Raw genomic sequence first — 15,032 nt, 5'->3', positions numbered from 1 at the left:
AATTGTGACAAGAGTTTTAAGAAAAAGAAGTTGTGCTTTATGGAAAATTATTGTATTATTATTTTTATGGTAGCTTGAAAATGAAAAAAGGATGACATTATGATAAAAGATAATCAACAGCATTTTAACAGACTGCATGTGATCATAGATGCGTTTGTCATTGCGGTATCATATATCATAGCATGGTGGCTGAAGTTTTCGAGCGGTATTTTGGACTCACCGGGCGGTGCATTGTCTTTGGGATTTTACATGAGGGCACTGGTCGTAATCATTCCATTGTATCTGATCTTGTATTATGCGTTTAATCTTTATGCGCCAAAGAGGGTACAGGGACGGCGGTTGGAGTTTTCCAATATCGTGATGGCGAATATTGTAGGTTTTCTGTTGATTTTTACAGTATTGTACAACCTGCAGTCTTATGTGGAGCAGTTTCGAAATTTCTCACGTGAGATGTTCTTTTATTTCTTTGCGATCAACACGGTATTAGAAGAGGTATTACGTCTGCTGATACGTCAGTTTCTGCGCACGATACGCAAAAACGGCTATAACCTTAAGCATGTTCTACTTGTGGGATATTCGCGTGCCGCTGAGCAGTATATAGACCGGATACAGCTGAATCCGCAGTGGGGGTACAATGTCAGGGGGATTTTAGACGACAATATAGCGAGAGGGACAACTTATAAGGGGATAAAGGTCATTGGAAGTATTGGCAATCTGCTTTATATTCTGCCGGAGAATAAATTAGATGAGATTGCGATCACACTTGGACTTGAAGAATATTATAAGTTGGAGAAGATCGTTGCGGAATGTGAAAAATCCGGAGTTCATACCAAATTTATTCCAGATTATGGAAATATCATTCCGACAAAGCCGTATACGGAGGATCTTTTAGGACTTCCTGTTATCAATATCCGTTATGTGCCGTTGTCAAATACGTTTAATGCACTTGTAAAACGGTGTATGGACATTATTGGCTCACTGCTCTGTATCGTGTTTTTTTCGCCAATTATGCTGCTTACCGCAATAGCAGTCAAGGTGACTTCAAAAGGACCGCTGATCTTTAAACAGGAGCGTGTCGGACTGCACAATGAGCCATTCCGCATGTATAAGTTCCGCACCATGTATGTGCAGACAGAGGAAGAAGAACGCAAGGGCTGGACACATAAAGATGATCCGCGGATCACAAAGATCGGCAGATTCCTGCGCAAGACAAGCTTGGATGAATTTCCACAGTTATTTAATGTGTTAAAAGGCGATATGAGTCTTGTGGGACCAAGACCGGAACGGCCACAGTATGTGGAAAAATTCCGGGAAGAGATACCGCGTTATATGATCAAACATCAGGTGCGTCCCGGTATGACCGGATGGGCACAGGTCAATGGATACCGGGGTGACACATCCATACGCAAGCGGATCGAGCATGATCTTTATTATATTGAAAACTGGACGATAGGGCTGGATATTAAGATCCTGTTTCTTACCGTCTTCAAAGGTTTTATAAATAAAAATGCATATTAGGAGAAAACATTTATGAGTAAAACAGTACAGGGAAGAAATGGGGCACATAGCAGGAATGGAAAAAGAAAGAAAAAGCAGAAAAACAGAATCATCATTGTTGTGATAGAGATTTTTGTTTTACTGATTCTTGCAGCAGTGCTGTTTGTCACAGTAAAACTTTCAAAGATTGAGAAGGACACAAGCTTCAATAAAGAAGATATCGAGGTAAATGAGGGATTATCTTCGGAGTCACAGGAAATCATGGCAGGTTATACAACAATCGCACTGTTTGGTCTTGATAACCGTTCAAACGGTAATCTCTCCAAAGGTAACAGTGATGTTATCATGATCGCAAGTATCAATAATGATACACATGCGGTAAAGCTGGTATCTGTATATCGAGACAGTTATCTGGATATCGGAGGCGGTACTTTTAAGAAATGTAATTCCGCATATGCAAAAGGTGGTCCGGAGCAGGCAATTACCATGTTAAATAAAAACCTGGATATGGACATTACCGATTATGTAACAGTGGACTTTAATGCAGTTGTTGAATGTGTAGATCTTCTGGGCGGAGTTACGATCCCGGAGGTGTCTGATGAAGAGGCTGTGCTGATGCATGGTTATATGGATGAGATCAATAAACTGACCAAAAATAATTCCAAGTACTTATCTGGTGGCGGAACAAATGTAGAGATGGATGGTGTTCAGGCATGTGCGTATGCGCGTATCCGTTATACTGCAGGAGATGATTATAAGCGTACAGAACGTCAGCGTACCGTTCTTACTGCAATGGTACAGAAAGCGCAGAAGGCAAATCTTACTACGATCAACAGCCTGATCGACGAATTATTTGGTGATATCAAGACAAGTTTTTCAAATACAGAGCTGATCTCTCTGGCTGCACAGGTATTTAATTACAGCCTTGGCGAGACAACAGGATTCCCATTTGAGAAGAATACGACAACACTTGGAAATAAGGGAAGCGTTGTTGTACCATGTGATCTTGAATCCAATGTAAAACAGCTTCATGTATTTTTATACGATGATAATGAATATGCACCGACCGATACAGTCAAGAATAACAGTGCTCAGATTGTCAATGATACCGGATTCCATCAGGGAGAAGGATATTAATGAAAGCAGATCTGATCATACCGACTTACAGACCGGATGACACATTTTGTCTGCTCCTGCAAAAACTGCAGGAGCAGACCTTTGTCGTTCATAGGGTTCTTATTTTAAATACAGAAGAAGCATTATGGAGAGAGGCTGTAGCAAAGTATCCAATTGAACAGTGCCTGCAGGCACTTCCATGTGAATATACACTGTATCATGTCAGCAAAGAAACATTTGACCATGGTGGAACGAGAATGTATGGCGCAGATCATTCCGATGCAGATGTTGTTATTTTTATGACACAGGATGCAGTCCCTGCAGATGCAGATCTGATTGAACGGCTGGCAGCAGGCTTAGAGGAACCGGATACAGCAGTCTGTTATGCAAGACAGCTTCCAAATGAGAACTGCCGCATTGTAGAGCGCTATACAAGATCTTTTAATTATCCGGATAAAAGCAGAAAAAAAGGAAAAGATGATATAAAAGAACTTGGCATTAAAACATTTTTCTGCTCTGATGTATGTGCAGCTTACAGGGTGGATCTGTTTCGTGAGCTTGGAGGATTCGAGTCACCGGTTATTTTTAATGAAGATATGTTTTTTGCGGCAAAAGCAGTTTTTGCAGGATATTATGTAAAATATGAAGCGGACGCGAAAGTGATTCATTCCCACAATTATACAGTAAAACAGCAGTTCCACCGGAATTTTGATCTGGCTGTCTCACAGACCATGCATCCTGAGATATTTGAACAGATCAGTTCGGAAGCGGAGGGAATGAAGCTGGTAAAGAGTACCATGAAGTATTTGTGCTCGATTGGAAAGCCACATCTTATTTTTGAACTTGGAATCATGTGTGTTGGAAAATATGCTGGATACTGGCTGGGAAAAAGATATAAAAAGCTGAGCAGAAAACAGATTTTAAAGTGCACGATGAGTCCGGATTACTGGAGACGTTTGTGGAAACAGGAAGTATCAGACGGGAATAGGTAAATTATGAAAGAGACTTCTAAAAAAGTTTTATTTTGGGCATTGATGTTTATGGGAGTATTCCTCCTGCTGACGCAGGTGGGGTATTCCGATGGCGACGATGCCTTTTTTTATCAGTATACACATGAAATGGGATTTTTGGAATATCTGAGCTGGCGTTATACGACATGGGTGGGAAGAATGTCCGGAGAAGCGATGGTATATGCTGCGTTTACACTGGGAATCTGGTTCTGGCGTGTTGTAAATGCCATGATGATCGTACTTCTTCCCTGCGGTGTTCTGAAACTGGCAGAAAAAGCAGCGGGGATTCGTACAGAAAGATTTCTGGCGGGACCGACGCTTACAGTGGTGTGCGGTTATCTTCTGATGGCGATTATGACCGTTGGATATGCGGCAATATGGATCAACGGATCTATTTTTTACACCTGGTCATTTACCTGTGGGATCTGGGCTCTGATCCCGGTTGCAGATATTGTGTTTGATACGGGAGTGGGAAACTCAAAACATTTTTTCTATTCCATCCCCTGTGCGATTCTTGCAAGCATGTCAATCGAACAGATGGCAGCGGTACTGCTGACGTTTGAGGTGCTGGCAGTACTGGTGGCTGCCGTCAGGCAATATGGATGTAAAAAACATCCGGGGAAAAATGAACGGATCAGAAATATCCTTCTTATTGCACAGGCTGCGGTGACTGTCGTGGCATTTATCATTCTGTTTTTGGCACCGGGAAATGATATCCGGGTTGTATCGGAAGTGCAGAACTGGATGCCGCAGTATAATGAACTCTCATTTGGGCAGCATTTTTTTATTACTGTGCAATGGCTGGTGTCTTCTTTTGCAAATGAGAACCGCCTGTTGTTAGCAGGAATCTGGTTGACGGGAATCCTGCATATTTTATGTAAAAATGAAAGAAAAACATCAGATCTGGTATGTGTGACTGGGGCAGGTCTGTTTTTACTCACTGCAATACTTCCATTTTTTGGTATCGAAATATTTTCAGACTGTGGGCTTCATATTAAGGATATTACAGTGCGGCTTGATCAGGTACCACGGATCGAAGATATGCAGGCGGCAAACTGGTTTGCAATGTGCTGGTGGATTGTGGCACTTTTATTTACCTGCATATTGATATGGAAAGTTTCAAAACACAGTGTAGTACTTGTGCTGGCATGGCTTGGTGGAATTGCAAGTGAAGCAATCATGCATTTTTCGCCGACGATCTATGCGTCCGGTGCAAGGGTTTATTATCTGACAGACTGGATGTGTATGTTTATCATGCTGGCTCTGGCATTTAAAATCCCTGAAAAAAAATGGCGGGATCTGTTTTATTCCATTATGGCAGGTCTTGGTGTCTGGAATATTTTGCATCAGATCATAAATTACATTTGAAAATAAAAACATATTTTTTTGATTGTTTTGTCACAAATAGAACACAATTTCTCTGTACACTCATAATCAGAAAAGGAAAAGAAATTCCGAATACGAAAGGAGAAATCGTTATGGATGGTAACAATTATAACAATAACAACAATCAGAATGGGTCTTCGGATTCCTTCTATTCATACAATAACGGAAGCCAGAACAGCCAGCAGACAGAACACACGAATGAAGGAAACGTAAACCATTACCAGAATTCTTATCAGAACAGCAGTTCATATTCACAGAACACAGGATATCAGCAGGGTGGTGCATATCAGAATGGCACATATCAGAATACCGGCTATCAGCAGAATGGTACTTACCAGAATACCGGATATCAAAATGGAGGATATCAGAATACTGGCAATGCATTTTATCAGAATGCACAGCCGACCGGCAAAAAGCAGAAAAAGAAAAGAGAAAAAAAACCGGGTGGATTTGGAACAAAACTTGCAAAATGCGCAGCTATTGCTTTAGTATTTGGATTGGTATCCGGTACTGCATTTGAGGGCGTACATCTTGTATCTTCCAAGGCATTTGGAAATGATGAGAGCGTGGCAGAGAGCAGTGGCAGTCAGAATTCACTGACAAAGGCAGACAGCAAGGTGGAGGCAACTTCCACATCATCGAATTACGTTGCAACGGATGTATCTGATATTGTATCATCCGTAATGCCGTCCATCGTGGCAATCACAAATGTGAGCGAGACCGAATACCAGAGTTTCTGGGGCGGTATGCCACAGACGTATGAGAGCACAAGCTGTGGATCAGGTATCATCGTAAGCCAGGATGATGAGTACCTTTACATTGCAACCAATAACCATGTGGTAAACGGTGCAAACAGCCTGACAGTTACCTTTAACGATGAGTCAACCGTCAGCGCAGAGGTAAAGGGTACAGATCCATCCACTGACCTTGCAGTCATCCGTGTCGCTTTAAGCAGCATTGAGAGTGACACCATGAATAACATCAAAGTAGCTACACTTGGTGATTCCGACAGCTTAAAAGTTGGTAATTCCTGTATCGCGATCGGTAATGCACTTGGTTATGGACAGTCTGTAACTGTTGGTTATATCAGTGCATTGAACCGTCAGGTATCCGTCGGTGATTCAGAGAGTGATACGAGTTATACCGCAGAACTGATCCAGACAGATGCAGCTATCAACCCTGGTAACAGTGGTGGTGCATTACTCAGTGCAAACGGTGAGGTCATCGGTATCAACTCTGTAAAATATTCTGATACTTCGGTAGAGGGTATCGGATATGCGATCCCGATCAATACGGCAGCACCTATTATCAATGATCTGATCACGAAAGAAAAAGTAGATGAATCTGACAGTGCATACCTTGGTATTGCAGGCGTCGATGTGACAGATGATGTTGCAAAGACATATAATATGCCATCCGGTGTTTATGTTGCACAGGTAACAAGTGGTTCCGCAGCAGAGCAGGCTGGCATCCAGAAAGGTGATATCATCACAGAATTCGATGGAAAACAGATCGGTTCCATGGAAGAACTGTCATCTACAATGGAGTATTATAAAGCAGGTACAACCGTTGATGTGAAGATTCAGCGTTCTACGAATGGTGAATATCAGGAGCAGACGATTTCTGTTACACTTGGCAAGAAAAATTAATTGAATGACCGTATAGGGAGTGGGCGAAAAGCCCACTCCTTTTTTGGTGGACGCTGTTTGTGCGTCCCTCTGCTATCGACTTTTACAAGGATGTGTGCTATGATATTTTAGAGTCTGCTTTGCAGTGTGGATGTTTATAGCGGACGGTTATTTCATATAATAAAAATAGGTCTGGGACGTATCGCGTCTGGAATGGAGGATTTACGTTGTCAAAGTTTGAGGATTTCAGAAATCAATATGATTCTTTTTTATATAAAGATTATTCGGTGGAGTATAGCGAAAATGCATATCGTATCGTGTATCACTTTGAGATACCGGGACTGTGTGAATTTCAGTCAAAATGGGAGTTTCCGGCTGCGGAGCGCGTGGATGAGACAATCTTAAATGCACTTGCGTTTCACCTTGGAATGGCAGAGACGATCAGTTACTGGAAATGTGCCTGTCCGAAACAGTTAGAGATACTTTGTGGAACACTTTCCGCTGAACAGAAAAAATGGTGGAAAAAGTTATACTATAACGGACTTGGTGAGTTTATGTACCGTAATGGGATCGTGGTTTCAGAGGAAGATCTTGTAACGATCGAGTGTGAAGAGAAAAAAGATGTACCGATCCATGATACACATTCCTATGACGGATGTCTGGTATCAGTCGGAGGTGGAAAGGATTCGGTTGTTTCGCTGGAAGTATTAAAGGGAGAGAAGATCACCACATACAGTATCAACGGTAATGCGACTACGAAAAACGTCATTGCAGTCTGTGATCATAAACAGGGAGATTATGCTGCAAAGCGTATCCTTGATAAAAAAATATTAGAGCTCAATGCAGAAGGGTATTTAAACGGACATATCCCGTTTTCTGCTGTTGTGGCATTTTCATCCTTTATTTCAGCATTTTTGAGTGGCAACCGCTATATCGTGCTTTCGAATGAGACGAGTGCAAATGAGACAACGGTAAAGGATTCTTTTGTCAACCATCAGTATTCAAAGAGTTTTGAATTTGAGCAGGATTTTGTATCATATATCAAAGAAGTGACGGATTCAGATATCCACTATTTCAGTCTTCTTCGTCCGCTCACCGAGATGCAGATCGCATGGCTGTTTTCAAAGTGTAAGAATTATCATGAGGTATTTCGGAGCTGTAATGCGGGAAGTAAGCAGGGAATCTGGTGCTGCAACTGCCCGAAATGTTTATTTGTCTATATTATTTTAACACCGTTTTTATCACAGGAAGAACTGGTACACATTTTTGGAGAGAATCTGTTAGAAAAAGACTCACTGGATCTTGATTTCAGGGAACTGACAGGAATTGAGGAGAATAAACCATTTGAATGTGTGGGAACAAGACGTGAAGTCCTGGTTGCATTAAAAACATTTGTAAACCGCGGTGGAAAAAGCCTTTTAACAGAGCGTTATAAAGAGACGATTGAGGCTGCACCGGGAGAGTTAGACGGGATGCTTTCTGAATGGGTATCTGAAAATCAGGTGCCGGAGCATTTTTTAGAAGTCTTAAAAGAATTTATGAGCCGGGCATAGGGCATAAAAGCCGGAAATGAATTTTAAAGTAAAAAAGAAATTGCAGGATGCACCCAAATAGAATATGCGTACATGGAGAAATGGAGATAAAAATGGACATCATCAGCGAGTTGGATGGAAAACGGATTTTGATCTGGGGATACGGCAGAGAAGGAAAAGCGACAGAGCACTTCTTGGAAAGATGTGTAAAACCGGCATCTGTGGATATATTTGAAGGAAAAAGAGAAGAGATCAATGAGGATGCGTATGATTTTATCATAAAGAGTCCTGGCATTGTGATGAAGGAAGAAAATCCGAAATATACTTCAGAAACAGAATTGTTTTTGCAGCAGTTTCGTGACCAGGTGATCGGAATCACAGGCACAAAAGGAAAAAGCACGACATCTGCCATGCTTTATACCGTTTTAAAAGCATGCAGCGGCAGACCGGTGCTGCTTCTCGGAAATATCGGACAGCCTTGTCTTGATTATTTTGAGGAAGTGACAGAAGATACGATCATTGTCTATGAGATGTCCTGCCACCAGCTTGCGCATACGAATGTGTCACCGCATATTGCAATCTTTTTAAATCTCTATGAGGAACACCTTGACTATTATGGGACGGTAGAAAAATATTTTGAGGCAAAAAGCCATATTGCAGCGTATCAGAAAAGTGGAGACTTTTTCTTTGTCGGGGAAAATGTACCGAAGATTGAGACAAAAGCGGAAAAGACAGTGCTTCATCAGCCGAAAGATGTGCATTATAAACTGAGACTTGCCGGGGAGCATAACCAGTATGATGCGCAGTTTGTAGAACATGTGGCGGAATTGCTTGGATGTGAAAAAGAGGCGGTGTTAAAGAGCATGGCAGAGTTTGAGGGATTGCCGCACCGGCTGCAGTATATTGGCACCTACAGAGGAGTCAGATACTTTGACGATTCCATCTCAACAATTCCGGAGGCTGCCATAAATGCAGCAATGAGTATTCCGGATGCAAAGACTATTTTGATCGGAGGCATGGACCGTGGGATCAATTATGATCTTCTGATCACATTTATCAGGGAACACAGGGAATTTCAGTTTATCTGTGCATATGCATCCGGTAAACGTATTTTCGGGGAAGTTGGTGACTGTGAGAACTGTGTTTATGTGGAAGATTTAGAGCAGGCAGTTGAGGCAGCAGTGCAGATGACAGAGCCGGGAGGTGCCTGTATTCTCTCACCGGCAGCAGCATCTTATGGTTATTTTAAAAACTTTGAGGAACGTGGAGAGGCATTTCAGAAGTACGTATATGCTTTTGCACAGTAAAGTGACAGATTTTCAGAGAAAATCATACAGAACGGAGAAAATAATTTTACGTCTTGCAAAAGCGTATATTTTCCTGTATGGTAATAGATGAATGAATTTTTGAAAAATTGATCTGTCATATTTGCAGGAAGTAATGCAAAAAAATAAATATTTAGACGTAAAAATGCAGGATTGCAGAAAGAAAAATGCAAAAAGAGCAAATGTATGTGTCAGAAAGACAGGTTGAAACATGGATTTATTCGAATATATGAGAGAACAGAAAAAAGAAACGGAATCGCCGCTTGCATCGCGTCTGCGTCCGGCAACTTTAGATGAGATGGTAGGACAGCAGCATATTATCGGGAAGGACAAGTTACTGTACCGCGCGATCAAGGCGGATAAGCTAAGTTCCATTATCCTCTACGGACCTCCGGGAACCGGCAAGACAACACTTGCAAAGGTCATTGCGAACTCTACAAGTGCTGAATTTCTGCAGATGAATGCAACTTCCGCAGGCAAAAAAGACATGGAAGATGTTATTTCCAAGGCGAAGAATAACATGGGGATGTTTGGAAAAAAGACGATCCTGTTTATTGATGAGATCCACCGTTTTAATAAGGGACAGCAGGATTATCTTCTGCCGTTTGTGGAGGACGGAACCATCATTCTGATCGGTGCAACGACCGAGAATCCTTATTTTGAAGTAAACGGTGCTCTTCTTTCGCGTTCGATCATTTTTGAACTGAAAAGTCTGGAAAAAGAGGATATTAAAACTCTTATTTTAAGGGCAGTAAACGATGAGAAAAAGGGTATGGGCGCATACCATGCCGTCATTGATGAGGACGCATTGGATTTTCTTGCAGATATTTCAAATGGCGATGCACGTGCAGCATTGACCGCGGTAGAACTTGGAATACTGACAACGGAACGCAGTAAGGACGGGTTCATACATATCACGCTTTCCGTTGCTTCCGAATGTATACAGAAACGTGTGGTAAAGTACGATAAGTCCGGTGATAACCATTACGATACGGTATCCGCGTTTATCAAAAGCATGCGCGGCTCTGATCCGGACGCGGCAGTCTATTATTTAGCAAGAATGCTGTATGCGGGGGAGGATATCAAATTTATCGCAAGAAGGATCATGATCTGTGCATCGGAGGATGTGAGCAATGCAGATCCGATGGCACTTGTTGTTGCAACGTCGGCAGCACAGGCAGTAGAGCGTATCGGGATGCCGGAAGCGCAGATCATATTAGCCCAGGCAGTCACTTATGTGGCGAGCGCGCCAAAGAGCAATTCCGCAGTCAATGCGATCAGTGAGGCGATGGAAACAGTGAAAAATACTATGACAGCACCGGTTCCGTCCCACTTGCAGGATGCCCATTACAAATCATCATCCAAACTCGGTCACGGCATAGGATATAAATATGCGCATGATTATCCGAATCATTATGTAGAACAGCAGTATCTGCCGGACGGACTGACTGACCGGAAGTTCTACAGACCGTCAGAGAACGGTTATGAACAGCAGATCAGGGAATATTTCCATAAGATAAAAGGGGAATATTCCATGAATGATAAATAATGTATAGAAAACCAAGAGGAGGAAGCAAACAATGCAAGCTTACCAGGAAATGACAAAGGAAGAACTGTTAGCCGAAAAAAAATCACTCGAGGCAGAGTACAAGAAATTCCAGCAGCGCGGATTAAAACTTGATATGTCCAGAGGAAAGCCATCCCAGGAGCAGCTTGATCTGTCTATGGGAATGATGGATGTTTTAGCATCTTATGTGGACTTAACCTGCGAAGATGGAACAGACTGCCGTAACTATGGTGTGCTTGACGGTATCCATGAGGCGAAAGTGCTCATCGGCGATATGATCGAGTGTAATCCGGACAATATCATTATCTATGGTAACTCCAGTTTAAATATCATGTATGATACGATTGCACGTTCCATGACACACGGTGTTATGGGAAATACTCCATGGTGCAAGTTAGATAAAGTAAAATTCTTATGTCCGGTTCCGGGATATGACAGACATTTTGCCATCACAGAATATTTCGGCATTGAGATGATCAATGTGCCGATGCTGCCAACAGGTCCGGATATGGATATGGTAGAGGATTTAGTCAGCAAAGATGAGTCGATCAAAGGTATCTGGTGTGTTCCAAAATATTCTAATCCGCAGGGTATCACATATTCCGATGAGACAGTACGCCGTTTTGCAAGATTGAAACCGGCTGCAAAAGATTTCCGTATCTACTGGGACAATGCTTACTGCGTACATCATTTATATGATATCGACCAGGATCATCTGATCGAGATCCTTGCAGAATGTAAGCGTGCAGGAAACCCGGATATGGTATACAAATTCTGTTCCACCAGCAAGATCACATTCCCTGGTTCCGGTGTTGCTGCGATCGCAACTTCCGCAAATAACTTAGAGGATATCAAGAAACAGTTGAAGGTTCAGACCATCGGTCATGACAAGGTAAACCAGCTCCGTCATGTACGTTTCTTTAAGAACATTCATGGTATCACAGAGCATATGCGTAAACACGCAGCATCCTTACGTCCGAAGTTTGAAATGATCACAGACATGTTTGATAAAGAACTTGGCGGTTTAGGCGTAGGTACCTGGTATAAACCAAAGGGAGGTTATTTCATCACATATGAGACTTTAGACGGCTGTGCAAAGAATGTTGTTGCAAAAGCGAAAAAAGCAGGTGTTGTAATGACTCCGGCAGGTGCGCCGTTCCCATATGGAAAAGATCCGAAAGATTCCGTGATCCGTATCGCACCGTCTTATCCAAGTTTAGAGGATCTGACAACAGCAGCAGAGATCTTTGTTGTCTGCGTGAAATTAGCAAGCATTGAAAAAATCTTAGAAGAGAAATAAAAAAGCAGAGAAATAGAAAACATAAAACATAAAAGCAGCAATATGCAGAATGTTATAATAAAAAACTGCAGGAATCATGAAAATATGATCCCTGCAGTTTTTTATGAGATACATCAGATGTGATGTCTGTTTTGTAGAAATTAGTTTTCTGTCTCAGTTCCGGCAGTTTCTGTGGTAGAACCATTTTTCCATTTGTCAAATTTCTCTAAAACTGCATCATAGGTGCGTTTAGAGATATCCGGGAGATCTTTTCCCCAGGATTTGGTTGCATCATCAAAGCCTTTTTTGAATGCGTCGATCAGAAGATCCGCTTTTTCAGGATCATTGCCGGAAAGTGCTTTTGCAAAATCAAGGATACGGTCAGAAGTCTGTTCTACACCCCAGTATCCATCTTCTGCGATATCTGCCTGTGCCTGTTTCTGGGTCTCTTCGTCAACGGTAAAGTTGCCTTCTGCTAAGAAGCTCCACATGGAATCAGCATTTGCAATGGCTGTGCCCTGTTTGGTCATCATTTTTTCGACCAGACTGCGTAACTGGGAAGTACGCTGTTTAGCATCTGCTTTTAATTTTTCTACCATTTTATAGTCTGTTTTCTTGGTGACGGTGTTTTTGTCAGTTTGAGAAGATTTCTCATATACAACACCGGTTTCCGTCTTATCCGTGGTAGTTGTTTTGTCTGCTGTCTCAGAAACTTTCTTGGAAGCCTGACTTGTCTGATAGCTGTTAAATGTTGAAGTTACGCTGTTAATTGCATTCATATCCATAAATAATTCCTCCATTCCAGTAAATGAATGACTGATTTGTTCATGCATTTTTTTCTGTAAGGTATATCGGCTTTTCGGGAAAAATAATTTAGATGGAATTGACCTTTTGGTCTTAAAATGTTAAGATTTATGTTGTATACAAAAAACAACGAAAATACATAATGATGGTATGGGGATTATGAAGGAAATATCAGTAAAAGCACTTGCAAAAATTAACCTTGGACTTGATGTTGTACGCAGACGTGAAGATGGATATCATGAAGTGAAAATGGTTATGCAGACGATACATCTGTTTGATCGTCTTGAAATGAAAAAGACCGCAGGCGGGATCACAATGACAACGAACCTGTCTTTTTTGCCGACCAATGAAAATAATCTGGTTTATACGGCAGCAAAACTTCTGATCGATGAATTTCAGATCAAGGACGGCATCGATGTAAAACTGCACAAGCATATTCCGGTTGCAGCCGGGATGGCAGGAGGAAGTACAGATGCTGCAGCAGTGCTTTATGGTATGAACCGGATGTTTGAACTTGGACTGTCTAAGGAGGAGCTGATGCAGCGCGGAGTTAAGATCGGAGCGGATGTTCCTTACTGTATTATGCGTGGAACCGCGCTTGCAGAGGGAATCGGTGAGAAACTTACAGCACTGCCTCCGATGGTAAAATGTCCGGTGCTGATCGCAAAACCACAGATTTCTGTATCGACGAAGTTTGTATATGAGAATCTCAGACTGGATGAAAACACTGTTCATCCGGATATTGACCGGCTGGTTGAGGATATCATACAGAAAAATCTTGCAGCTGTTACCGCAGATATGGGAAATGTTTTAGAAACAGTAACAATCCCGAATTATCCGGTAATTGCAGAAATCAAAGAACATATGATGGTGCATGGGGCTGCAGGGGCAATGATGAGCGGGAGCGGTCCGACCGTATTCGGATTGTTTGATGATAAAGAGAAAGCGGTTGCAGCATATGAGGCGATGCAGGCATCCGGACTGGCAAAACAGGTTTACCTGACCAGTATTTACAACAACATGAGATAAGCGAAGAAATGGAGGAAGACAGGTTTATGACAGACGATTTGACGCTGAATATGGATGCGTATCTGCCTCTTCGGGATGTGGTGTTTAATACACTGCGCGAGGCAATCTTAAAAGGAGAGTTAAAACCCGGAGAGCGTCTGATGGAATTGCAGCTTGCTGCAAAGTTAGGCGTCAGCCGTACACCAATCCGTGAGGCAATCCGTATGTTAGAGCAGGAAGGACTTGCGGTCACAATTCCGAGAAAAGGTGCGGAAGTAGCCAAAATGACGGAAAAGGATATGGAGGATGTGCTTCAGATCCGTGACGCCTTAGATGAACTTGCTGCATCGATCGCATGTGAACAGATGACGAAAGAACAGTTAGATACCCTGACAGAAACAATGCATGAGTTTGAGGAATCTACCAAGTCAAAAGATTTAAAAAAGATCGCGGCAGCAGATGTAAAGTTTCATGATATTATTTATCAGGCGACCGGCAATCCAAAACTTGTTAATATGCTCAATAATTTAAGAGAGCAGATGTACCGCTATCGCGTCGAGTATTTAAAGGATGAAAGAAATTATCCGACATTGATGCGGGAGCATAATGAGATCGTGGAAGGACTTATGACAAAGGATAAAGTGCGTGTGACAGAAGCGATGCACAAACATGTCAAAAATCAGGTCGTGGCAGTCAAGGAAATGATACGTGAGCAGGAGTAGCTGCTTCGCAAAAGTTGTATAATCCGTGGAAAATCGCATAGAATAAGAAACAGAAATGAGGATAAGCGTTTGCTTATCCTTTTTTGCTGCCACTAAATACTGGTTTGTTGAGATATGTGTCGCCCGTCCAAATGGTGAGTCGTAGGTTTGTGAATGGC

The 15,032-nt window shown here is 42.1% G+C and carries 12 protein-coding genes; 11 read left to right on the top strand and 1 reads right to left on the bottom strand.

Annotated elements, in window-relative coordinates; translation table 11 throughout:
• The first annotated feature begins 99 nt into the window (after positions 1-99).
• From DW650_RS12875 to DW650_RS12835, 9 genes are all read left to right on the top strand, one after another.
• The gene (locus DW650_RS12875) at positions 100-1,518 is read left to right on the top strand and encodes an undecaprenyl-phosphate glucose phosphotransferase (RefSeq protein ID WP_118210143.1); all 1,419 of its coding nucleotides are present in this window, start codon (positions 100-102) and stop codon (positions 1,516-1,518) included.
• A gap of 12 nt (positions 1,519-1,530) precedes the next feature.
• The gene (locus DW650_RS12870; RefSeq protein ID WP_118210142.1) at positions 1,531-2,634 is read left to right on the top strand and encodes an LCP family protein; all 1,104 of its coding nucleotides are present in this window, start codon (positions 1,531-1,533) and stop codon (positions 2,632-2,634) included.
• Positions 2,634-3,605 (top strand): glycosyltransferase family 2 protein, encoded by a 972-nt coding sequence (locus DW650_RS12865; RefSeq protein WP_118210141.1) that lies wholly within the window; start codon positions 2,634-2,636, stop codon positions 3,603-3,605. The genes DW650_RS12870 and DW650_RS12865 overlap by 1 nt, the downstream gene beginning before the upstream one ends.
• Positions 3,606-3,608: 3 nt before the next feature.
• The gene (locus DW650_RS12860) at positions 3,609-4,991 is read left to right on the top strand and encodes a DUF6056 family protein (RefSeq protein WP_118210140.1); all 1,383 of its coding nucleotides are present in this window, start codon (positions 3,609-3,611) and stop codon (positions 4,989-4,991) included.
• Positions 4,992-5,101: 110 nt separating this feature from the next.
• The gene (locus DW650_RS12855; protein WP_118210139.1) at positions 5,102-6,658 is read left to right on the top strand and encodes a S1C family serine protease; all 1,557 of its coding nucleotides are present in this window, start codon (positions 5,102-5,104) and stop codon (positions 6,656-6,658) included.
• 206 nt (positions 6,659-6,864) lie between these two features.
• The gene (locus DW650_RS12850) at positions 6,865-8,190 is read left to right on the top strand and encodes a hypothetical protein (RefSeq protein ID WP_243102957.1); all 1,326 of its coding nucleotides are present in this window, start codon (positions 6,865-6,867) and stop codon (positions 8,188-8,190) included.
• A gap of 92 nt (positions 8,191-8,282) precedes the next feature.
• Entirely contained in the window at positions 8,283-9,476 is a 1,194-nt protein-coding gene (locus tag DW650_RS12845) for a Mur ligase family protein (protein ID WP_243102956.1), read from the top strand.
• 229 nt (positions 9,477-9,705) lie between these two features.
• Positions 9,706-11,043: a replication-associated recombination protein A gene (locus tag DW650_RS12840; protein WP_118210136.1), complete on the top strand. Its 1,338-nt coding sequence runs from the start codon at positions 9,706-9,708 to the stop codon at positions 11,041-11,043.
• Positions 11,044-11,074: 31 nt separating this feature from the next.
• Entirely contained in the window at positions 11,075-12,361 is a 1,287-nt protein-coding gene (locus tag DW650_RS12835; protein ID WP_118210135.1) for an aminotransferase class I/II-fold pyridoxal phosphate-dependent enzyme, read from the top strand.
• Between the two features lie 140 nt (positions 12,362-12,501).
• Here DW650_RS12835 and DW650_RS12830 read toward each other — a convergent pair whose 3' ends face one another.
• Positions 12,502-13,140, bottom strand: a complete 639-nt coding sequence (locus DW650_RS12830) for a hypothetical protein (protein WP_117921040.1) — start codon at positions 13,138-13,140, stop codon at positions 12,502-12,504.
• A 154-nt stretch (positions 13,141-13,294) separates the two neighbouring features.
• Here DW650_RS12830 and ispE point away from each other — a divergent pair, with 154 nt between their 5' ends.
• Both ispE and DW650_RS12820 read left to right on the top strand, forming a co-directional pair.
• Complete coding sequence (ispE, locus tag DW650_RS12825) at positions 13,295-14,173, top strand: 4-(cytidine 5'-diphospho)-2-C-methyl-D-erythritol kinase (RefSeq protein ID WP_118210134.1); 879 nt, start codon at positions 13,295-13,297, stop codon at positions 14,171-14,173.
• Between the two features lie 26 nt (positions 14,174-14,199).
• Complete coding sequence (locus tag DW650_RS12820; RefSeq protein WP_186900142.1) at positions 14,200-14,874, top strand: GntR family transcriptional regulator; 675 nt, start codon at positions 14,200-14,202, stop codon at positions 14,872-14,874.
• Positions 14,875-15,032 lie beyond the last annotated feature (158 nt).

Source organism: Roseburia sp. AM23-20, assembly GCF_003470905.1.
GTDB lineage: Bacteria > Bacillota > Clostridia > Lachnospirales > Lachnospiraceae > Roseburia > Roseburia rectibacter.
This window is presented reverse-complemented; position numbering and strand designations above follow the sequence as displayed.